At 60.4% G+C, this 22,055-nt stretch carries 17 protein-coding genes and 1 pseudogene; 8 read left to right on the top strand and 10 right to left on the bottom strand.

Annotation, left to right across the window (positions count from 1 at the left end; all coding sequences use genetic code 11):
- Positions 1-693 precede the first annotated feature (693 nt).
- Genes yihI through hemN form a run of 3 tightly spaced genes read left to right on the top strand, consistent with a single transcriptional unit; the run spans position 694 to position 3,125 of the window.
- Complete coding sequence (gene yihI, locus GWQ22_RS02925) at positions 694-1,272, top strand: Der GTPase-activating protein YihI (protein ID WP_275929403.1); 579 nt, start codon at positions 694-696, stop codon at positions 1,270-1,272.
- Between the two features lie 11 nt (positions 1,273-1,283).
- Positions 1,284-1,724, top strand: coding sequence for a DUF2489 domain-containing protein (locus GWQ22_RS02920; RefSeq protein ID WP_108535466.1), 441 nt, complete (start codon positions 1,284-1,286; stop codon positions 1,722-1,724).
- Between the two features lie 27 nt (positions 1,725-1,751).
- The gene (gene hemN, locus GWQ22_RS02915; protein ID WP_275929402.1) at positions 1,752-3,125 is read left to right on the top strand and encodes an oxygen-independent coproporphyrinogen III oxidase; all 1,374 of its coding nucleotides are present in this window, start codon (positions 1,752-1,754) and stop codon (positions 3,123-3,125) included.
- Between the two features lie 78 nt (positions 3,126-3,203).
- Here hemN and add read toward each other — a convergent pair whose 3' ends face one another.
- The 5 genes from add to glnA form a co-directional block, all read right to left on the bottom strand.
- Positions 3,204-4,205 (bottom strand): adenosine deaminase, encoded by a 1,002-nt coding sequence (gene add, locus GWQ22_RS02910; RefSeq protein ID WP_275929401.1) that lies wholly within the window; start codon positions 4,203-4,205, stop codon positions 3,204-3,206.
- A 141-nt stretch (positions 4,206-4,346) separates the two neighbouring features.
- Positions 4,347-5,765 (bottom strand): nitrogen regulation protein NR(I), encoded by a 1,419-nt coding sequence (gene glnG / locus GWQ22_RS02905; protein ID WP_275929400.1) that lies wholly within the window; start codon positions 5,763-5,765, stop codon positions 4,347-4,349.
- A 9-nt stretch (positions 5,766-5,774) separates the two neighbouring features.
- Entirely contained in the window at positions 5,775-6,830 is a 1,056-nt protein-coding gene (gene glnL / locus GWQ22_RS02900) for a nitrogen regulation protein NR(II) (protein ID WP_212514022.1), read from the bottom strand.
- An 80-nt stretch (positions 6,831-6,910) separates the two neighbouring features.
- Entirely contained in the window at positions 6,911-7,492 is a 582-nt protein-coding gene (locus tag GWQ22_RS02895; RefSeq protein ID WP_275929399.1) for a DUF4124 domain-containing protein, read from the bottom strand.
- A 115-nt stretch (positions 7,493-7,607) separates the two neighbouring features.
- On the bottom strand, positions 7,608-9,017 hold the full coding sequence (gene glnA, locus GWQ22_RS02890; protein WP_042033910.1) for a glutamate--ammonia ligase: 1,410 nt from the start codon (positions 9,015-9,017) through the stop codon (positions 7,608-7,610).
- Positions 9,018-9,368: 351 nt separating this feature from the next.
- On the opposite strand from glnA, the gene typA reads away from it, so the two are divergent.
- The 3 genes from typA (at position 9,369) to dtd (ending at position 12,757) form a co-directional block, all read left to right on the top strand.
- A complete protein-coding gene (typA, locus tag GWQ22_RS02885; protein WP_108535472.1) occupies positions 9,369-11,180 on the top strand; it encodes a translational GTPase TypA in 1,812 nt (603 codons plus the stop codon).
- Between the two features lie 173 nt (positions 11,181-11,353).
- Positions 11,354-12,226 carry a virulence factor BrkB family protein gene (locus GWQ22_RS02880; protein ID WP_275929398.1) on the top strand — a complete coding sequence of 291 codons (873 nt, stop codon included), beginning with the start codon at positions 11,354-11,356 and terminating at the stop codon, positions 12,224-12,226.
- A gap of 93 nt (positions 12,227-12,319) precedes the next feature.
- Positions 12,320-12,757 carry a D-aminoacyl-tRNA deacylase gene (gene dtd / locus GWQ22_RS02875; protein ID WP_042033906.1) on the top strand — a complete coding sequence of 146 codons (438 nt, stop codon included), beginning with the start codon at positions 12,320-12,322 and terminating at the stop codon, positions 12,755-12,757.
- A 37-nt stretch (positions 12,758-12,794) separates the two neighbouring features.
- Here the strand turns inward: dtd and GWQ22_RS02870 are convergent, their stop codons facing one another.
- The gene (locus GWQ22_RS02870; RefSeq protein WP_042033989.1) at positions 12,795-13,463 is read right to left on the bottom strand and encodes an SAM-dependent methyltransferase; all 669 of its coding nucleotides are present in this window, start codon (positions 13,461-13,463) and stop codon (positions 12,795-12,797) included.
- Between the two features lie 51 nt (positions 13,464-13,514).
- Here GWQ22_RS02870 and GWQ22_RS21845 point away from each other — a divergent pair.
- Both GWQ22_RS21845 and GWQ22_RS02865 read left to right on the top strand, forming a co-directional pair.
- Positions 13,515-13,619, top strand: a pseudogene (locus GWQ22_RS21845) (GNAT family N-acetyltransferase); the annotation flags it as partial.
- A gap of 17 nt (positions 13,620-13,636) precedes the next feature.
- Positions 13,637-14,551 carry a bifunctional GNAT family N-acetyltransferase/hotdog fold thioesterase gene (locus GWQ22_RS02865; protein ID WP_275929397.1) on the top strand — a complete coding sequence of 305 codons (915 nt, stop codon included), beginning with the start codon at positions 13,637-13,639 and terminating at the stop codon, positions 14,549-14,551.
- A 54-nt stretch (positions 14,552-14,605) separates the two neighbouring features.
- Here GWQ22_RS02865 and GWQ22_RS02860 read toward each other — a convergent pair whose 3' ends face one another.
- The 4 genes from GWQ22_RS02860 to gntU form a co-directional block, all read right to left on the bottom strand.
- Positions 14,606-16,675 (bottom strand): AsmA-like C-terminal region-containing protein, encoded by a 2,070-nt coding sequence (locus GWQ22_RS02860; RefSeq protein WP_275929396.1) that lies wholly within the window; start codon positions 16,673-16,675, stop codon positions 14,606-14,608.
- Between the two features lie 254 nt (positions 16,676-16,929).
- Positions 16,930-18,999, bottom strand: a complete 2,070-nt coding sequence (gene recG, locus GWQ22_RS02855) for an ATP-dependent DNA helicase RecG (protein ID WP_042033900.1) — start codon at positions 18,997-18,999, stop codon at positions 16,930-16,932.
- Between the two features lie 190 nt (positions 19,000-19,189).
- Positions 19,190-20,539 carry a CDP-diacylglycerol--serine O-phosphatidyltransferase gene (gene pssA, locus GWQ22_RS02850; RefSeq protein WP_275929395.1) on the bottom strand — a complete coding sequence of 450 codons (1,350 nt, stop codon included), beginning with the start codon at positions 20,537-20,539 and terminating at the stop codon, positions 19,190-19,192.
- Between the two features lie 146 nt (positions 20,540-20,685).
- Positions 20,686-22,026, bottom strand: a complete 1,341-nt coding sequence (gene gntU, locus GWQ22_RS02845; protein ID WP_042033897.1) for a gluconate transporter — start codon at positions 22,024-22,026, stop codon at positions 20,686-20,688.
- Between the last annotated feature and the right edge of the window lie 29 nt (positions 22,027-22,055).

Below are 22,055 nucleotides of genomic sequence, written 5' to 3'. Positions count from 1 at the left end.
AGGCTTAAACATTTTTCAATAATGTTGAGTAATTCATTAATTTCAATATGTTAAATGACAACAAGCGATTTATCTCCGTTTGAAAACGTTCTCGGTGGATTGAGTCATTTTATTAAGTTGATACAGTGGATGCATGGAGTGACCCACGGGGCGATTCACGACCGGGATGTTGTGAAGACAGGATGTCGATACGGCGGGATGCCACAGGAACAGGCAAGTGACAGGCAAGGGATTGAAATACCAGGATGGTGACTGCTCAGGAAGAGCGGGGCTGCGGGATGCAACCACCCCAGAATGACGGCCGGAGGCCATCTCCATGGGTTAAGCAAGCACACGCACATTCAGGAACGACCATTAAGGTCAGGACGACCATATACAAAGATATGATGCGCAGAGGTATCGCCACGGACAGGGTGATTTGCAGCCAGGGATGGGACTCGCATAAACATATCGAGGCAGCTTCGGCTGCCTTTTTTCTTTTGGGTCATTAACCCGATTAGCCATTCTGTGTCAAAATACCAGCAACATGCCCAGAGGATGCCGATCCTGCGGTGTTCAGACGCCAGAAATGGTCGGGTTGGTGCAGGATCCCGCTCTTGTTTCTGCTCCACTGTCCCCCGTGTCAGTATCCTCCCCGGATGGTTTCATCCCGGGAGCGGCTTCAATCCAGTTATTTGTCGGAGTCAGTCATTCATGTCGGCTAAACAACCCAATCGCAAGCCTACCGGTAAGCGCAAAGAATCAGATGCCAGTGCCCTGGAAGGCCGTGAGCGCAAACGCGCCGCCAAGCGTAAGGGCTTGAAGGCGGGCTCCCGCCAGCAGGCAGAACAGGCCAGCAACAAAAATGGCAAGCAGGCCAAGGATCCGCGTATCGGCTCCCGCAAGCCGGTCGCCCTGATAGTGGAAGAGAAGAGCGGCAAGCCGGTTGCGCCCAAGCCGTTGAAAGAGAAGAAGCTGGTGATGACGCCTGAGCAGGAGCTGGCCGCCATCGAGAATGATGATCGCCTGAACGATCTGCTGGATCGTCTCGATGCCGGCGAGACCCTGGAAGCGGCCGAGCAGACCTGGGTTGACCAGCGTGTCGATCGCTATCAGGAGCTGATGGATGAGCTTGGCATCATAGACAACGATGATGACGAAGACGACGATGGCTCCTTCGACGATGCCAGCTATGACGAGCCGAGCCAGCCAGCCTCCGAAGAGGAGCTGTGGGATCGCTTCACCCAGGTTGACTATCAGCCTGAGCCCAAGCCTGAGCCGAAGAAAAAGTGATGAGTGGATGGATGCTGGCCGCCCTGTTGGGCGGCCTGATTTTGCTGGGGCTGGCCGTGTATGCCGGTACCCTGCTGGCCCGACTCAAGCGCCAGCGTGATATGCAACGGCAGGCCATTGCGGCCCGCAATGAGCGCATTCTCGACAGCGTGCGAGTGATTGCCCATGCGGTGCGGGACGGTCAGTGCGACTATTCCGAAGGCGCCATCCGGCTGACCAATTTGCTGGATGCTTTGCAGATCAAGGGCGGCCGCGCCTTTGCCAGCGAATTTCCGGGTTTGTACGCTCTCTATGAGAAGGTGAAAGAGATGCCGACTCATGAGGCGAGACGTGCCCTCAAGCGTAATGAAGTGATGAAGATGGATCTCGAACGCAGTGGCTATGAGGCCGAGCTGGAGGCGCAGATCCTCAAGGATGTGGCCCAACTGAAGGATTTTCAGTTAAGCCGGTGAGCCGATAACAAAAAAGAGGAAGCAAGCGTGCAAGCAGAACAGATTGTGTGGGATCAGGCCCTGATCGAAAAATATAACTACAGCGGCCCGCGCTACACCTCCTATCCCACTGCGCTGGAGTTCAACGAGCGCTTCGGCTATCCGGACTTCGTCCACGCCGCAGGCCAGTATCCGGCGCGCAACCTGTCCCTCTACGTGCACATCCCCTTCTGTCACAAGCTCTGCTATTACTGCGGCTGCAACAAGGTGATCACCCGTCATCAGCACAAGGCCGATCAGTACCTCGACTATCTCGAGCAGGAGATCAAAGCGCAGTCCCCCCTGTTCAAACACCGGCTGGTGACCCAGTTGCACTGGGGTGGTGGCACGCCCACCTATCTGAACGAAGCCCAGACTCGCCGTTTGATGGCCATGTTGCGTGAGCACTTCCAGTTCGCGGATGAAGGCGAGATAAGCATCGAAGTGGACCCGCGCGAGATCGAACTCACTATGCTGGATGTGCTGCGCGAAGTGGGGTTTAACCGCATCAGCCTCGGCGTGCAGGACTTCAACAAGGCGGTGCAGGTCGCGGTCAATCGCGAGCAGGATAACGACTTCATCCGCGCGATGCTGGAGCGTGCTCGCGAACTGGGCTTTCGCTCGACCAACCTGGACCTCATCTACGGCCTGCCGCACCAGAATCGCGATAGCTTCCACCACACCCTGGAAGAAGTACTCAAGACGGATCCGGCCCGCCTTTCCATCTTCAACTATGCCCATCTGCCGAGCCGTTTCGCCGCCCAGCACAAGCTGAAAGAGGAAGACATGCCAGCCCCCCGGGAGAAGCTGGCCATGCTGCAGGACACCATCGGCTTCCTCACCGGTCAGGGTTACCAGTTCATTGGCATGGATCACTTCGCCAAGCCTGATGACGAGCTGGCGGTGGCGCAGCGGGAAGGCAAGTTGCACCGCAACTTCCAGGGCTACACCACCCAGGGGGATTGTGATCTGCTGGGGCTGGGGGTCTCCTCCATCAGCATGATCGGCGATGCCTATTCCCAGAACCAGAAAGAACTCAAGGCCTATTATGCTCAGGTAGAAACGCTGGGTCATGCCCAGTGGAAGGGGTGCTCCCTCAATCAGGATGATCTGATCCGCCGCGAGGTGATCAAGCGCCTCATCTGTGACTTTCGCTTGAACTCCGCCGCCGTCGAGCAGGCCCATGGTTTGGTCTTCAAGGAGTACTTCGCCGACGATCTCAAGCTGTTGCAGACCTTTATCGACGACGGTCTGGTACGCATGACCGACGATGGGCTGGAAGTGGTCTCCACCGGTCAGCTGCTCATTCGCAACATCTGCATGTGTTTCGATGTCTACCTGCGCAACAAGGCGCGCCAGCAGCAGTTCTCCCGCGTGATCTGAACCGGCAGCCCTGCACTGAAGATAAAAAAACCGCCGTTTCAGGCGGTTTTTTTATGGGGTAAGCAAACGGTTCAAGGTTTAGCGACTGGCGGCGCGGGCGCTCAGCTCGGCTTTCTCGCCATCGCTCAGGAAGGCGAGGGTCAGGCCGTTTTGCTGGGCGGTGCGGATCTCGCTGGCCGTCATGCCAGCGGCCGGGGCAGCCATTTCATATTCGTGGGGCAGGTCTATGCCTTCGACCGCCGGATCGTCGGTGTTGAGGCAGGCCAGCACACCGGCTGCCAGGAACTGGCGGATCGGGTGTTCGGTCAGGCTGGCGACCGTGGTGGTCTGGATATTGGAGGTGAGGCAGGATTCGATGCCGATGCGGTGCTCCGCCAGGTAGGCCATCAGGGCCGGATCCGCAATCGCCTTGACGCCGTGACCGATACGCTCGGCGCCCAGCTCGTGAATGGCTTGCCACATGCTTTCGGGGCCCGCCGCTTCGCCTGCGTGCACTGTGACGCGCATGCCCGCATCACGGACCTTGCGAAAATGCTCGGTGAACAGCTCGCCCGGGAAGCCCAGTTCGTCGCCGGCCAGATCGACGGCGACCAGTTTGTCGCGATAGGCCAGGCAGGCGTCCAGCTCCTTGCGGCACTGTTCGGTGCCGAAGGTGCGGCTCATGATGCCGATGAGGTTGGTCTTGATGCCGAAGTCGCGGCTGCCGGCAGCCACGCCGTCTATGATGGCTTCCACCACACCTTGTGGGTGCAGCTTGTGTGCCATCGCCATGTAGGCCGGGCTGAAGCGCAGCTCGGCATAGTCGATGCCGGCGCGCAGCAGGTCTTCCACGTTCTCGTAGGCGACCCGGCGGCATGCATCGTAATCTGCCAGCACGGCCACTCCCCAGTCCAGCTTCTTCAGGAAGGCGACCAGACTCGGCTCGTTCTCGACAATTTGCACGTGAGGACGCAGCGCCTCCAGTTCATTGGCGGGCAGCGGGAGATTGTGCTGACGTCCCAGCTCGAGGATGGTCTGCGGACGAATGTTGCCGTCCAGATGACGGTGCAGGTCGGTCAGGGGGAGAGATCTGTCAATCATGGTGGCGCCTTCTTCGAGTCGGGTTTGAAAGCCTGTCATTCTAGGCAGGGCTCTCAAAAAAGATACCCCGTTTGAAATCAAACGGGGTCTTATTGGTCAGTGATGTGCCAAGGCGTGATGGGAATCGTTTTTCCAGAGGATTCAGGAGAGGTCGAGCTCCTTCAGCTTGCGGGTCAGGGTGTTGCGACCCCAGCCGAGCAGGCGGGCGGCTTCCTGTTTGTGGCCATGGGTGTGATCCAGCGCCGTCTCCAGCATGATCCGCTCGAACTGGGGCAGGGCGTCGGCCAGGATGTCGGTCTCCCCCAGTGCCAGTTTGCTGGCGACCCAATCCTGCAACTGCTGCTGCCAGCCGCCGGACAGGGCTGGCTGGCCCGGTTCGGCCGTGCTGGTGATGGGGGTCAGCAGTTCGGCGGGTAGATCCCCTACCAGCACCTCCTGACCCGAGGCCATCACGGTCAGCCAGCGGCAAACGTTCTCCAGCTGGCGTACGTTGCCCGGCCAGGTGAGACGGCTGATGTAGGCCTGGGTATCCGGGTGCAGGCTCTTGCTCTCCACGCTCAGCTCCTTGGCCGCCTGCAGTAAAAAGTGCTGGGCCAGTTGGGGTATGTCCTCGCGGCGATCCTTGAGGGCCGGAATGTGGATGCGAATGACGTTGAGGCGGTGGAACAGATCCTCCCGGAATTCGCCATCGGCGACCCGCTTCTCCAGATTCTGGTGGGTGGCGGCGATGATCCGCACGTCCACCTGCACCGGTTGATGGCCACCGACCCGGTAGAATTGGCCATCGGCCAGCACCCGTAACAAGCGGGTCTGCACATCCAGCGGCATATCGCCTATCTCGTCGAGAAACAGGGTGCCGCCGTCAGCCTGCTCGAAGCGGCCGTGACGGATGTTGTTGGCGCCGGTGAAAGCCCCTTTCTCATGACCAAACAGCTCGGATTCGATGAGATCTTTCGGGATAGCCGCCATATTGAGGGCGATGAAGTGTTTGTGGGCACGCGGGCTGTGCTTGTGCAGCGCGTGGGCGACCAGCTCCTTGCCGGTGCCGCTCTGGCCGTTGATCAGCACAGAGATGCTGGAGCGCGACAGCCGGCCTATGGCGCGGAACACCTCCTGCATCGCCGGTGCCACGCCGATGATTTCAGGGGTGGTGGTCGTCTCCTGCGGGCGCGTCTTGCGCTTGGTACGCTGCTCTTTCAGGTGATTCTCGGCGCGGCGCACCAGGGTCACTGCCTCGTCTATGTCGAACGGTTTGGGCAGGTACTCGAAGGCGCCGCGCTGGTAGGCGTTGACCGCGCTGTCCAGATCCGAGTGGGCGGTCATGATGATGATGGGCAGATCGGCCTGGCGGCGGTGGATCTGCTCCAGCAGGCTGAGGCCGTCTATGCCTGGCATGCGGATATCGGAGATGATCACATCCGGCGAGCGCATCTCGAGCGAGCTCAGCAGGGCCTCGCCGTCGGCGAAGCTCTCGCACTCGAAGCCTTCGCTGCCGAGGGTGCGTTCCAGCACCCAGCGGATAGAACTGTCGTCATCGACGATCCACACTTTTGCTGTCATGACGTTCCCTTATTTGCGAAGCGGTAGAAAGAGGGTGAATTCGGTGTGACCCGGCCAGCTGATACAGTCGATTCGCCCCTTGTGCTGATCGATCAGGTTCTGGGCGATGGAGAGGCCGAGCCCGGTGCCCCCCTCCTTGCCGGTGATCATGGGGTAAAAGAGGGTATCGCGGATGGCATCGGGGATGCCGGGGCCGTTGTCGATGATCTTGATCTCCGCTGCCAGCCGGTAGCGCTGGCCGTGGATGGTGATCTGGAAGGCGGTGCGGGTCTTGATGCGGATAAGGCCGGTCTGATCGCCCAGCGCTTCGGCGGCGTTGCGCACTATGTTGAGAAAGGCCTGCTGCAGCTGATCCGGCTCCATCTCGAATTCCGGAATGCTGGGGTCGTAATCCCGCTCGATACGTACCGAGGGTGGCAGTTCGAGCTCCACCAGACGGCGCACTTGCTCCAGCACTGAATGGACATTGTGCATCTGGTGGCGGCCGGGACGCTGGGGGCCGAGCAGTCGGTCGACCAGCACCCGCAGCCGGTCGGCCTGTTCGATGATTATGCCGGTGTATTCACGCAAGGCCGGATCCGGCAGCTCTTTTTGCAGCAGCTGAGCCGCGCCACGCAGGCCGCCCAGCGGGTTCTTGATCTCGTGAGCCAGACCGCGCACCAGCTCCTTGGCGGCCTGTTGCTGGGCATGTTGTTGCAGCTCCTGGCTGATCTTCTTCTGTTGATCTATCTTGCGCAGCTCCACCACCATCAGCCGTTGTTCATGGTCGGCGAGCGGGCTCACGCTCATCTCCACCAGTCTGGGTTCTCCTTCAACCACCAGGGTCACTTCGCTGTCGGTGAAGCCCTGCCCCGAGGTGAGGCATTGCTTGAGGCGCTGCAAATCGAGGGAAATGTGTTCCAGCAGATAGGGCAGCTCGATCCCGATCAGCCGGCGCTGGCTGAGGGAGAGCAGTTGTTCGGCCGCCGGGTTGACGAACTGGATGCAGAGCCGCTCATCCATCAGGATGACGGCGGTCAGCAAGTTATCGAGCAGTATCTTGGCTTGATCCGGGCGGGCTGGCACAGGTTTCTCCCTAAAACGGTGCTATACACCAGTAATGCACCAGTATGGTGCATTTAGTCTACCCGTATCGATGCACAGGATCACCCCCTGTTGGGGCGGGGGGTCACTTTTGGTGCCGGATTGAGGCTGGCTCGGTGCAGGTAGAAGGTGACTACCTTGGATTCAGCAAGGATCGTACCGTCTTTGGCCAACAACTCGAGTTGGGCCTGGTGGGCACCGCGATCCAGGTTCTCGACCCGCACGGCCAAGCCATTTTTGACTACGGGCGCCGCCTTGCCATTCAGGAGCAAGCGCACGTCGTACTGGGCCGGTGCTTTCGGGCTGATCTGCCCCTGGAACACCACGTTGCCCGTGTTGTCGCGCAGCGTGCTGCCCTGTTCTGGTGAGAGCAGTTCGATCGCCAGCTTGACAGCTTCCTTCTCCTTCTTGGTATCGACGCCGGTCAGGCTGTTGAAGTTCTCCACCTGCACCGAGCGCGGCGAGCTGCCAATGAGAGGGGCAACCCGCAGATCCACTTCTTTGGCTTTCTGGCCGGGGGGAGGGGCATCCGTGAAGTGGGTGACGCCATTGCTATCGACCCAGGAGTAGACCCTGGTCGCATCAACGCCGAACGAGGTTAGCAGCATGAGGGTGAGTATCCCTATGCCGTGCTTGTTGTTCATCCATCTCTCCTTGACGGTAATTTGCTTAATCCTATCAGAGAAAAAACCCGCCAGATGGCGGGTTTTGTCACGATTAAGCAAGCTGACCGGATTTAAACGGGCAGTCTGTTCCGATTTAGACGGAGTAGTACAGTTCGAACTCCAGCGGATGCGGTGTCATGCGCACGCGGTCAACATCCTGTTGTTTCAGTTCCAGGTAGGAGTTGATGAAGTCATCGCTGAACACGCCGCCGCGGGTCAGGAACTCGCGATCGCTGTCCAGTGCGGCCAGCGCTTCGTCCAGAGAGCCGGCCACGGTCGGCACTTCAGCGGCCTCTTCCGGCGGCAGGTCATACAAGTTCTTGTCCATGGCATCGCCCGGATGGATCTTGTTGATGATGCCGTCCAGACCAGCCATCAGCTGTGCTGCGAACGCCAGGTACGGGTTGGCTGCCGGATCCGGGAAACGCACTTCGATACGACGAGCTTTCGGGCTCGGCACGACCGGAATACGGATGGAGGCAGAGCGGTTGCGGGCTGAGTAAGCCAGCATGACAGGGGCTTCATAACCCGGAACCAGACGCTTGTAGGAGTTGGTCGTCGGGTTGGCGAAGGCGTTGATGGCCTTGGCGTGCTTGATGATACCGCCGATGTAGTGCAGTGCCATCTCGGACAGACCGCCGTACAGGTCGCCGGCGAACAGGTTGACGCCGTTCTTGGCCAGGGACTGGTGGCAGTGCATGCCGGAGCCGTTGTCACCGAACATGGGCTTCGGCATGAAGGTGACGGTCTTGTTGTAGGCGTGGGCCACGTTGTGGATCACGTACTTCAGAACCTGAACTTCATCTGCTTTCAGCGTGAGGGTGTTGAAGCGGGTTGCGATCTCGTTCTGACCGGCGGTCGCCACTTCGTGGTGGTGAGCTTCAACGACCTGGCCCATCTCTTCCAGCACCAGACACATGGCGGCGCGGATGTCCTGGGAGGAGTCAACCGGTGCAACCGGGAAGTAACCGCCTTTCACGAACGGACGGTGGCCCTTGTTGCCGTGATCGTACTCGGTACCCGAGTTCCAGGCGGCTTCTTCAGATTCGATTTTCACGAAGCTGTGGCCCATGGTGTTCGAGAAAGTGATGTTGTCGAACATGAAGAATTCCGGCTCCGGCCCGAACAGCACGGTGTCAGCGATGCCGCTGGCTTTCAGGAAATCTTCGGCACGCTTGGAGATGGAGCGCGGATCGCGGTCATAACCTTGCATGGTGGCCGGTTCCAGCACATCGCAGACGATGTTCAGGGTGGTCTCTTCGGTGAACGGATCCAGCTTGGCGGAGGCCGCATCCGGCATCAGCACCATGTCAGACTCGTTGATGCCCTTCCAGCCGCCGATGGAGGAGCCATCGAACATCTTGCCGTCTTCGAAGAAGTCTTCGTTGACCTGGTGGGAAGGGATGGATACGTGCTGCTCTTTACCTTTGGTGTCGGTAAAGCGCAGGTCAACAAACTTGACTTCGTGTTCCTGGATCAGGGCCAAAACGTTCTGGGCTGACATGCTAAGTAACCTCCGGTGTTAAAACTCTTAGGGTGAATGCGTCATCGCATTCACATAAGCCAGTATCGTGCCAAGTTTGTGACAGCTTGATTTCAGGGCATTTGCGACTATAAGCCTGCCCCAAGACCCGCCATCTCAGCGCGTTACGCCTCAAAATAGTGCAACAGTGGATCGTTTTGGTGCACTAAAGTGGTGCGCAGTATACGGTCAGCCCCCATCTAAGCAGGCTTTGAGCGGAAGGTCTATGATCCCGAACCCCTGTTATACGAGATTGCACTGTAATTCTGCTAGGCAGATCACAAAGGCGAGAGTACAATTAGCGCCCAATTTTACCCGGTGATTGAGGCGAGAATGTTAGAGAATTTACGCAATATTGCGATTATTGCGCACGTAGACCACGGCAAAACTACCCTGGTTGATAAGCTGCTGCAGCAGTCTGGAACCTTGGACCGTACCACTGATGGTCAAGAGCGTCTGATGGATTCCAACGACCTGGAAAAGGAACGTGGTATTACCATTCTCGCCAAGAACACCGCGATCCGCTGGAAAGACTACCGTATCAACATCGTTGATACCCCGGGTCACGCTGACTTCGGTGGTGAAGTAGAGCGTGTCATGTCCATGGTCGACTCGGTGCTGCTGCTGGTTGATGCCGTTGACGGCCCGATGCCGCAGACTCGTTTCGTGACCCAGAAAGCCTTCGCCCAGGGTCTGAAGCCGATCGTGGTCATCAACAAGATCGACCGTCCGGGTGCTCGTCCTGACTGGGTAATGGATCAGGTATTTGACCTGTTTGACAACCTGGGTGCGACCGATGAGCAACTGGACTTCAAAGTTGTTTACGCTTCAGCACTGAACGGTTGGGCCACCATGGACCAAGGCGTTGAATCCGACAACATGGAACCCCTGTTCCAGGCCATCGTCGACAACGTCGAGCAGCCGAAGGGTGACCCTGCCGGTGCTTTCCAGATGCAAATCTCCCAGCTGGACTACAACTCCTACGTCGGTGTTATCGGTATCGGCCGTATCAGCCGTGGTCGCGTTAAGACCAACCAGCAAGTCACAGTCGTCGGTGCCGATGGCAAAACCCGTACTGGCAAGGTCGGTCAGGTGCTTGGCTACCTGGGTCTGTCCCGTACCGAAGTTGTTGACGCGCAAGCGGGCGACATCATCGCCATCACAGGTCTGGGCGAGCTGAAAATCTCCGACACCATCTGTGACAACGGTGCTGTTGAAGCCCTGCCGCCGCTCTCCGTTGACGAGCCGACCGTGAACATGACCTTCCAGGTCAACACCTCACCGTTCGCTGGTAAAGAAGGCAAGTTCGTGACTTCCCGCAACATCCTGGAGCGTCTGAACCAGGAGCTGGTCCACAACGTGGCCCTGCGTGTGGAAGAGACCGAAGATCCGGACAAGTTCCGCGTATCCGGTCGTGGTGAACTGCACCTCTCCATCCTGATCGAAAACATGCGTCGCGAAGGTTACGAGCTGGCAGTATCCCGTCCGGAAGTTATCCTGCGCACCGTGGATGGCGTTCTGCACGAACCGTTCGAAACCGTGACTGTCGACGTGGAAGAGATTCACCAGGGTTCCGTGATGGAGCAACTCGGCCTGCGTAAGGGCGAGATGACCAACATGACCCCGGATGGCAAGGGCCGTGTCCGTCTTGACTTCATGATCCCGAGTCGTGGCCTGATCGGCTTCCAGACCGAGTTCCTGACCATGACGTCCGGTACCGGTCTGCTGTACCACACCTTCGACCATTACGGTCCGCACAAGGGTGGCAGCATCGGCGAGCGTCAGAACGGCGTGCTGATCTCCAATGCTACCGGCAAGGCGCTGACCTTCGCCCTGTTCGGTCTGCAAGACCGTGGTCGTCTGTTCATCGGTCACGCGACCGAAGTGTATGAAGGCCAGGTGATCGGTATTCACTCCCGTTCCAACGACCTGACAGTGAACTGCCTGAAGGGCAAGCAGCTGACCAACATGCGTGCCTCCGGTACCGATGAGGCCCAGGTGCTGACTCCGCCGATCCGCATGACCCTGGAACAGGCTCTCGAGTTCATCGACAACGATGAGCTGGTAGAGATCACGCCCAAGGCTATTCGCGTGCGTAAGAAACTGCTGACCGAGATGGATCGCAAGCGCGCCGGTCGTGCTTGATATCTGTTCATCGACAGACAGAGAGAGGCCTTATGGCCTCTTTTTTTATGGTCGCCCGGCGGAGCATCGCTGGTCAGTATGTCCGAACAGATCGCATCTATCCGGCCCATGGGTGGCCAAATGACCATGCAATCTGACACAATGCCAGCATGATGAAGACATTGGGAATCACGATGCAGCAGAAATTCGGTGGCCGTCTCGGTCATGCCCTCTCTTTTTTACGCCACGATGGTGGTCACTTTGCCCAGTTTGTCTGGGGCCGTTTCCAGCAGGACAGGCTGACAGTGACTGCTGGCTATCTGGCCTATGTCACTCTGCTCTCCCTGGTGCCCATGATTGCCGTGGTGTTCGGCATGATGTCCGCTTTTCCCGTGTTCCAGACCCTGAAGCAGGCGATAGAGCAGTTCGTCTATCACAACTTCGTGCCCACTGCGGGTGAGATGCTCAAGGAGTACATAGATGGCTTCGTGGCGAATGCCACCAATACCACTGCCGTCGGCATAGGTGCCCTGATCGTGGTGGCGCTGATGCTGATCTTGGCCATCGACAAGAATCTCAACTACATCTGGCGTTCGACCCAGGGCCGACCGCTGGCACAGGCGTTTGCCATGTACTGGATGATACTGACGCTGGGCCCCGTGCTCATAGGTGCCAGCATCGCCATCTCCTCTTACATTTTCTCGCTGCGGCTGTTTGGGGCGGAGAGCCTGTTTGGTATCGGCTACCTGCTGCTGGGATGGTTGCCGTTCCTCTTCTCTGTGCTCACCTTCCTGCTGGTGTATACGGTGGTGCCCAACTGCAAGGTGCGGCTGATACACGCCTTCATCGGTGCCTTGGTGGCCGCAATCCTGTTCGAGTTGGCCAAGCGGGGATTTGCCATCTACATCACGAACTTCCCCTCCTATCAGGCTATCTATGGCGCTCTCGCGACCATTCCGATCCTGTTTGTTTGGGTCTATCTCAGCTGGCTGGTGGTCTTGCTTGGCGCAGAAACTACCGCTTGTCTCGGTGAATATGAGCGGCCAGCCTCAGAAGAGCTGGCTTGAGCCATCGCTTTGCCCGCTGCTTTATTGATAGCATCGACGACCGCCCCCGTTAGCAAGACGGAGGCGGTCGTTCTGTTTTGAGAGGAGAGGGATGTGATTGCATTGATCCAGCGGGTTTCCGAGGCCAGCGTGACAGTGGAGGGGGTCATCACCGGCGCCATAGCCAATGGTCTGCTGGTGCTGCTCGGGGTGGAGCAGGGGGATGATGAGGCCAGTGCCGACAAGCTGCTGCACAAGGTGAGCGGCTACCGGGTTTTCAGTGACGAGAATGGCAAGATGAACCTCAATGTGAGCCAGGCTGGCGGCAGCCTGCTGGTGGTCTCCCAGTTCACCCTGGCGGCGGATACCAAAAAAGGCATGAGACCCGGCTTCTCCGGCGGCGCCCATCCAGCCGAGGCCGAGCGGCTATATGACTACTTCGTGGCGCAGGCAAAAGCCAGCGGCATGCCGACCGAGACCGGTCGTTTTGCCGCCGACATGAAGGTGGCGCTGCTCAACGATGGCCCTGTGACCTTCTGGTTACAGGTCTGAGAGGGGGCGTCAGCCGTCATCACCGGGAGCCTCGTGTCTAGGCGACGTGGCGCGGAACTGTGTGCAGGATCACGTTGATGTAGCCGGGCACGGGGTGTGCCTGGGTGGGGCCAATCCACTCCTCGACCAACATGAGTGCCTGCTCCAGTTCCTTGTGGGTGCGTGGCAGCAGGTTGATGATGAGGGGACCGCGCAGACGGGCGGCCAGGGTCTGATAGAGGTGAGGCTGGAACAGCAGCAGGGGGTTGCCATCCTGGCTGAACAGGTCGAGCAGCGCGAAGTCATAGGTGTCGTCGTGGGCCAGCAGAAAGGCGAGGGCATCGGCGTGGTGCAGGTGCAACGCTCGGTCAGCGGGTTCCGTCGGGTGGCGGAAGAATGCCTGAAACAGGGTCAGCACCTCTTCATCCAGATCCACGCAGTCGTGCCGTGCCTCCGGCCAGCGAGCCCCCAGATGGCGGGTCAGATCGCCACCACCCAATCCCAGCTCCAGCACCCGGCTTGCGGTGGCGGGCAGCAGGTCTGCGATGCACTGCTGATGGGGCAGGCAGAGGGCGGCAGGTGCGGCGAGTGACATGGCCGATTGCACCACGCCGTCGATCTCCAGCCAGCGGTGATGGGCATTTTCCAGAATGGAGAGGCGCCGTTCCGGCTTGGCGCTCAGGTGCAATAAGTGGTCGGCTTGGTACGCTTGCAGATTGAAGTCCATGAATTTGCACGGCAAGATGGTTTTCGGCCAGTGTAACTCAAGGATAGAACTATGTACCGGGTGGTCACTCCCCAGACGGCAGCCGAGCGGGACACTTACTACCAGCTGCGCTGGGAGGCATTGGTGCGCAAGCCCTTCAATCTGTCCGTCGGCGCTAACTCAAGGATCGCTTTATGTACCGGGTAGTCACTCCTCAAACGGCAGCCGAGCTGGACGCTTACTACCAGCTGCGCTGGGAACTGCTGCGTAAACCCTTCAATCTGCCCGTTGGTTCCGAACGGGATGAATACGATACTGTCGCCATCCACCGCCTGATGCTGGCGCCTGACGGCACACCGATCGCCGTCGGCCGGCTGTTTGTCGGTGGCGACGAGGCCCAGATCCGCTTTATGGCGCTGCGCCCCGAGTTTCGTGGTCAGGGGCTGGGGGCTCGCATGGTGGCAGATCTCGAACAGCTGGCCCGTAGCGAGAAGGTGAAGCGGCTGGTGATGAACGCCCGCCAGGAGGCGGTGGAGTTTTATTGCAAGTGCGGTTTCCTCGAGGTGGGGGAAGGGCCCGTCTCTTTCGGCCGCATTCCGCACCGTCAGATGATCAAGTCCCTCAGCCCCTTGCAGACCATCCAGTACCGCCCCGAGTGGTGTCAGGATCTCACGACCCGCTGGGCGCGGGGCATTCCCATCAGCGAGAAGATGGGGGTACACATCACCCACTACGATGGCCAGACGTTCCATCTCAAGGCCAATCTGGCGGCCAACCTCAATGTGCACGACACCATGTTTGCCGGCAGCAGCTACAGCCAGTGTGTGCTGGCGGGCTGGGGCCTCATCTGGTTGCAGCTCAAGGAGGCGGGGCTGGTGGGGGATACTGTGCTGGCGGAGGGCAACATCAAGTATTACCGCCCGGTCAACGAGGAGCCGGAAGCACGGGTGGCCCGTGAAGGAATGCCCGCCGTGCTGGCGCCGCTCAGGGCGGGAGAGTCGGCCAAATTCAGCCTCAAGATCAAGCTGTTCAGTGGTGACAAGCTGGCAGCCGAGTTCCTCGGCCACTACGTGGTGCAGCCCATCAAACGACCCGGTCAGCAGACCTGACGCTTTTTCTCTCGCAAGATTGCAACAAGGCCTCATGATGAGGCCTTGTTCATTTTACGGCTCGCTGGCCGACGTTGGCGCGTTGGCGGGCTGTGCTGGTCGCCAGAGCGGGCTGTTGCTTCCCTGGGCCGGATAGCGCACCCCTACCTCCCAGCCACAGGATGCCTGCTTGGCCGGGAACTCCCAGCTCAGCTCAGGGGCATCGAGCGGGCCGCGCCAGTGGCTCAGCAGCTCGGCGCAGCGCTGGCCATTCAGGGTGCCGAAATCCAGCTGCCACTGTTCATTGACCAGATCTATGCCCCCCTGCAGGGCGAGCAGGTGAGTGATGGTGGAGGCGCCGGCCTGCTCTATTTGCAACTTGCCCTGCGCCACCTTGCCCTGCAGTTTGATGTGGTAGAAGGGCGTGTCGCCCCCCTGCATGGCCTGCCACAGCTGAGCCGGGGTGAGGGTGGGCGGGGTGGTGCCCTTGAACCACTCCTCCAGCAGGGGATCTATCTGCACCTTGTCCCAGAAGGGGTCGCTGGCATCGAGGGCAAAGCTCCCCTGCAGGGTGCTGCGCCACTCACCTGGTGTGTTGCCGTGCCGGGCTTGCAGGTCGGCGCTCAGATCGGCCTTGCCGGCGAAGGAGATGGGGGAGTGCAGCAGTTTGCTCCACTGCACCAGATCCAGCTTCTCCCCCTTGAGCTGCAACCGGCTGGTCTGGCCCGGCTCCTTGCCCCACTGGCCACTCAGGCTGAGGGATCCTTCGTCGGGCAGCGAGCTGGTCAGCTTGTTGAGTCGCCAGGCGCTGGGGGTCAGTTCGCCATCCAGCGTGCCGTTGCGGGCACTGAGGCCATCCCACACCAGTTCGAACCACTGGCTCTCAATCCTGGCCCGGCCGAGCAGGGACACGGGCTGCTGGCCCCGCAGGCCGAGGTCGGTCAGATAGAACTGCCAGCCGGTCAGCGATAGCGGCAGGGCATCGTCGAACGAGAGCACCTTGAGCTTGTCGAATGCCAGCTTGCGGATGTCGATCTGCGGTGGCTGCCAACTTTGCCAATCCTGCCACCACCCCTGTGGCAGGCTGATGTCCATGCCGCTCAGGGCTATGTCTTTGAGGGTCAGCTTCTGCTGTTGGGTATCCAGTGCCAGCGCCAGATTGAATTCGCCTTCGTAGGCCTTGCCCTGCACCTCGGCGTCGATCTGCTGGGGCGAGAAGGAGACCCGTCCCTTGAGGTCTTCCAGCTGGAACAGGCCGCGGCCGAGATCGCCGAGGGCGCCAGAGAAGTAGCCGGTCGGCGTGCTGCCGGCCTGCCAGCTGAAGGCGGCGAGCTGGCCGTTGAAGTTGTTGAGGGAGATCTCCTGTTCGATGGCGCTGATGCTCACATCACGCACCTGTCCCACGTCCAGGCTGATGTGGCGCAGCGGCAGCTCCTTGTGTCCCGCTTTTCCCCACTCGATCCGCATGCCCTGCGCCTTCAGATTGCTCAGCCGCAGGCTGCGGGCGGGCCAGTCCAGGGTCATGCCGGTTTCCAGCAGGCCCTCGAACAGGTTGGCGGTCAGCTTGCCGGTGCTCAGCACCTGGCCTTCCAGCCTGCCCTTGAGATTGAGGCGGGAGAGGGCAAAGGTGGGGGTTGTCAGCTCATTGATGTTGAGGCTCAGGTTGGCCTGGGGTGGCCGCACCGGATTGAGTAACTGCCAGTCGTTGAGGGTGGCGTTGAGGCCGCTCAGGGTCAGTTCGTCACTTTGCAGGCTGAGTCGATCGATAGTGCTGTCGCGGATGGTGAGGGAGTGCAGCGGCAGGTTCGGCAGCTGGTTGGGCAGCGGCAGCCTGATGACGGGGCGGATCAGGTCGAGATGGGCGATGCGCACATCCCGGCTCAGCCAGTCGATGCTCTCTATCTCCAGATAGAGCTTGTCGAGGGTGACGGCGTCGCCATAGCCCACCTGCTCGGCCAGCAGGGTATAAGGGTGGAGCGGGTTGAACACCAGCCGCCCTATGGTGACGGGCACACCTGTCTGCTGGCTGATCCAGCTGGCAATGGGGTCCTTGGCCCGCTCTGCATCGAACAGGCCGAGGGCGACCCAGACAAACAGCAGCAGGAAGGCGAAGGGGTAGAGCAGGCCGCGTAGCCAGGAATTCATGGGTGCTTTCCTCCTGTTTTGGGATGGTTGTCAGGGGTTGGAGTAGTGATCTCGCAGACCCAGCCAGCGGCGGATCAAGGGGTCTACGTGGGATCTGTGTCTGTCCATCAGGCAATGTGCCTATCTTCTGCATTTGCCTTGGTCAGGCATTGGAACAGTGATCCCGTAAACCGAGCCAGCGGCGGATCAAGGGGTCTACGTGGGATCTGTGTCTGTCCATCAGGCAATGTGCCCATCCTCTGCATTTGCCTTGGTTAGGCATTGGAATAGTGATCCCGTAAACCGAGCCAGCGGCGGATCAAGGGGTCCACGTGAGAGCCGTGTCTGTCCATCAGGAAGCGCGCCATCTTCTGCACTTGCGGGATGAGCGACTGGTCGCGCACCAGGTCGGCGATCTTGAGATCGGCCAACCCGGTCTGGCGGGTGCCGAGCAGTTCCCCCGGGCCGCGCAGCTCGAGATCGCGCTGGGCGATCAGGAAGCCGTCATTGGTCTCCCGCAATACCCCGAGCCGGCTCTGGGCCGTCTTTGACAAGGGTGCATGATAAAGCAGCACGCAGTGGGAGGCCACAGAGCCGCGACCGACCCGGCCACGCAGCTGGTGCAGCTGGGCCAGCCCGAGCCGCTCCGGGTTTTCGATGATCATCAGGCTGGCGTTGGGCACGTCCACCCCCACCTCGATGACGGTGGTGGCGACCAGCAACTGCAGTATGCCCGCCTTGAACTCCTCCATTACCCGCTGCTTCTCGATAGGGCGCATCCGGCCGTGTACCAGCCCGATATGCAGGCCGGGCAGCTGGTTTTGCAGCTCGGCGGCAGTATCCTCGGCAGCCTGGCACTCCAGCACCTCGGACTCTTCGATCAGGGTACAGACCCAGTATGCCTGCTTGCCCTCTTCACAGGCCAGCTTGACCCGATCTATCACATCCTGGCGACGGCTGTCCGGCAGGGCGACCGTGGTGATGGGGGTGCGGCCAGGTGGCAGCTCGTCGATGATGGAGGTGTCGAGATCGGCATAGGCGGTCATTGCCAGGGTGCGGGGAATGGGGGTGGCGGTCATGATGAGCTGATGGGGATGGACGCCCTCCCGCTCCCCTTTCTCGCGCAGGGCGAGGCGCTGGTGCACCCCGAATCTGTGCTGTTCATCGATGATGACCAGGGCCAGGCGCTGGAACACCACCTGCTCCTGGAAGATGGCGTGGGTGCCCACCACCATCTTGACGCTGCCATCGGCAATGGCGGCGAGCTGAGCTTCTCGCGCCTTGCCCTTCTGCTTGCCTGCCAGCCAGCCGACCCCGATGCCGAGCGGTGCCAGCCAGTTGCCGAAGTTGATGGCGTGTTGCTCGGCCAGCAGCTCGGTCGGTGCCATCAGCCCCACCTGGCAGCCGTTGCCGATGGCTTGCAGCGCCGCCAATGCTGCGACCAGCGTCTTGCCTGAACCCACGTCGCCCTGTACCAGCCGCATCATGGGGTAGCTGCGTTGCAGGTCCTGGCCGATTTCCGCCACCACCCGGTTCTGGGCACCGGTGGGCGTGAATGGCAGGGCGCCGAGCAGTTGTTCGACCAGCGCTGGCGCCGGTTTGAGGACTCGAGCCAGCTGGGTTTGCGCCTGGGCGCGGACTTTCAGTACCGAGAGGTTGTGGGCCAGCAGCTCTTCCAGCACCAGTCGCTGCTGCGCCGGGTGCTGGCCGCTTTCGAGCAGCGCCAGCGCCACCGAGGGGGGCGGGCGATGGAGCAGACGCAGGGCGGCGGCCAGTTCGATCTGCTGGGGATAGAGCCCGGCGGGCAGCAGCTCTTCCACGCCGTAGAGGTCGAGTTGAGCCAGCGCCTGATCGGTGAGGTTGCGCAGGGTGAGCTGGCGCAGCCCTTCGGTAGTCGGGTAGACGGGGGTGAGCGCCTCTTCAGTCTGGCCGGCTTGTTCTTCGCCGAGCAGCTTGTACTCGGGGTGGGCCATCTCCAGCCCGTATTTGCCGGGGCGCACCTCGCCGAAGCAGCGGATCAAGCGGCCCTGGCCCAGGCTGTTTTTCTGGGCGGCGGTGAAGTTGAAGAAGCGCAGGGTGAGGGTGCCGGTGCCGTCGCTGATGCGGCAGACCAGCATGCGGCGACGCCCCATCACCAGCTGGGTATCCTGGATTTCGCCCTCGACGGCGCCGTGCAGCCCGGGTGGCAGATCGCCAATGGGCCACACCTGGGTACGGTCCTCGTAGCGCAGGGGGAGGTGGAACAGCAGATCCTGTACCGTCGCCAGCCCCAGTCGCTCGAGTTTCTCCTGCATCTTGCTGCCGACGCCCTTGAGGCTGTCGAGGGAGATTTTATCCAATTTCATCAATTAGATGCCCGAAAACACTGTAAATATGTCCAGATGATAGGGGGTGTTGATGGCTCGATGCAAGCCGCGTTGCAGTGAGCAGGGCTGTTGGGCGGCTGCAAAAAGGCAGTGGCCATATGTGACAAAGGCCTGCCGAAAAACGGGAGGCCTTTTTTGTCGCGGCTTGCGGGCGGGATGCGCCCCGGCGTCAGATGATGCGTTTGAGCAGGATATGAGCCTTGACCCTGTGGATCCGGGCCAGCAGCTTGCGCACCTGTTCCGGGTAGTCCTTGATCTGCTCAATCTGATCGAAGTGGCTGATCCGCTTGGTGTTGGAGAGTATGTTCTCCCGCTCCCCATTGAACTGGGCGCGGAGGTGATGGCGACGATCGTACACCAGCAGGCCGTTCTCCAGATCCAGCGCCCAGGCACGGGGGTTGAGGTTGCTGCCGGTGAGCAGCGCCCACTCGTCATCCACGAAGATCCCCTTGAGGTGGTAGGAGTTGCGCTCGCAGCACCACAACATCAGGTTGAGACGGCCTGCATCGATGTGATGCTGGTTGCGCTCGGCAAACTTGCGCAGATTGGTCTCGTACAGATAGGGCAGGCCGCCTATGGTGGTGAACCTCTCCTCCGGTGGGATGAAGAAGTCGTTGGCCGTCTTGTCGCCCACCACTATGCTCACCTTGCAACCGCGTTTGAGCAGGGCTTCGATGTCCTTGTTCAACTCCTTGGGCGGGTTGAAATAGGGGGTGCAGATGAAGATCTCCCGCTCGGTGGCACGCACCAGGGTTCGAATCATCTTGTTGAGCTGATTGCCCCGCTTGCCAAGCCCTGTCATCGGGGTGATGGCGATCTCCTGGCTGTTGACCGGTATGCTCTCGAAGCGGTACTGGCCCACTCGCAGGCTTTGCTTGAAGCGGCGGATCGGCCCCTTCAGCTGCTTGGCAGTGGGAATGTCGGTGCGATCGAGTCGCTGCACTGCTTCGCTCTTGAGGAAGAGATCGTCCACATAGTTGACCATGCAGCAGGTCAGCTCCGGGCTGGTGATCTGGTGATAGCGGTCGAAACGGTAGCGATCCTGCTGATGCAGGTAGATGTCGTTGAGGCTGGCACCCGAGTAGAGCAGGGTGTCATCGAAGATAAAGCCCTTGAGGTGCAACACACCGAGCAGCTCGCGCCCCTTCACCGGCACGCCGTAGATGGCGATCTGGTGCTCGTGACGGGCAGCCATGTCCTGATACATCAGGTGGTTGCCCCCCTGCTCGCCCTTGCCGATCAGACCGCGCTGGGCACGGTGGAAGTCGACGAAGAGCTTGATGTCCAGAGCCGGGTTGCGCTGCTTGGCGGCGTAGAGGGCGGACAGTATCTCCCGTCCCGCTTCGTCATCCTGCAGGTAGAGGGCCACCAGATAGATGCGGTGTGTCGCGCTGGCGATGAGCGAAAGGATCCGGCTCTTGAAGTCCCTGGCGCTATTGAGCACCTGAAACTGATCTGCGGCGACGGCGATCTGGGGCAGATGAGCCAACAGTTGTCGATAATGTGCCGATGAATGCATAGAGAAACCTGAAATCACTGCGTTAAGCGTTCCACTCGGAGCGATGGATAGGCGATTCTAGCAACCTCGACCTGTTAGCCAAAGAAAGAATCGTCATAAAGATGAAAAAGGCCTCACATCGGAGGCCTTTTTGACTGCGGTTATGTTCAAAGGAAGCTGTAGATGATCATCGCCATGACGCCGCCCGTGGTGCCTATGATGGTCTCCATCACTGTCCAGGTCTGCAGGGTCTGCTTCTCGGAGAGGCCAAGATAGCGGTTGGCCAGCCAGAAGCCGGAGTCGTTGACGTGGGAGAGGACGATGGCCCCGCCACCGATGGCGATGGTCACGGCGGCCAGCTGGGCACCGTTAAGCCCGAGCGGCTCCAGCATCGGCAGCACCAGACCGCATGCGGTCAGCATGGCGACCGTAGCGGAACCCTGAATGACCCGCACCGCGGCCGCCAGGATAAAGGCCAGCGCGACGATGGGCAGGCCGGAATCTGCCAGCATGTTGCCGAGAGCGGCACCCACCCCGGAATCAACCAGCACCTGCTTGAACACGCCACCGGCGCCGGTCACCAGTATGATGACGCCGGCTGGCTGGATGGCGCTGTTGCAGACGCTCATCACTTCGTCACGGGACATGCCGCGACGCACCCCCAGCAGGTAGAAGGCGGCCAGACAGGCGACCATGATGGCAGTGAAGGGATGACCGATGAACTCCAGCCAGTTGTGCAGGGTGGATCCCGCCTCGACGAAGCGGCCGACGATGGTCTTGAGGCCTATCAGCAGCAGCGGCAGCCCGATCAGGCCCATGGCCAGCCCGAACGAGGGCAGGGTCTTGCAGTCGTCGTGGGCACTGTTCTGGGCATCGGCGGGCAGCGGCACATCCACCACCTTGCTGATCAGTTCCCCGAACAGCGGTCCCGCCAGGATCAGGGCTGGTACGGCGGCGATCAGACCGAACAGTATCATGTAGCCAAAATCGGCCCCCAGCTGAGAAGCCACCAGAATGGGGCCCGGCGCCGGAATAAGGAACGCCTGGCAGGTTGCGATGCCTGCCAGCAGCGCTATGCCTATCTTCACCACGCTGCCGCCGCCACGGCGGACGATGGCAAAGGCCACCCCGATCAGCAGCACCACGGCCACGTCGAAGAAGAGCGGAAGGGCGCAGATGAAACCGGTCAGTGACATGGCCCAGTTGGCGCGCTTGACGCCAAAGGTACCGAGCAGGGTATGGGCTACCCGGTCGAGGGCGCCGGTGACTTCCATCACCTTGCCGAACATGGCGCCCAGCGCCACTACCACGGCCACGAAACCCAGGGTGCCGCCCATCCCTTTCTGGATGGTGTTGGCGATCTCGGCCGGGTTCATGCCGGCGGCGAGGCCAGCCACCATGGAGACCAGAATGAGGGAGACGACCGCGTGCAGGCGGGCCTTCATCACCAGAAAGAGCAGCAGCACTATGGAGCCGGCGGCCGTCATGATCAGGGATAGGTCAGACATTGTTGTGCGTTCCTTGTTCCAGATTCAGT

It is taken from the genome of Aeromonas sp. 1HA1, from assembly GCF_029237385.1.
In the GTDB taxonomy this organism is placed as follows: Bacteria; Pseudomonadota; Gammaproteobacteria; order Enterobacterales; family Aeromonadaceae; genus Aeromonas; species Aeromonas popoffii.
Note: the sequence above shows the minus strand (reverse complement) of the source record. Positions and strands in the feature narration are given on the sequence as shown.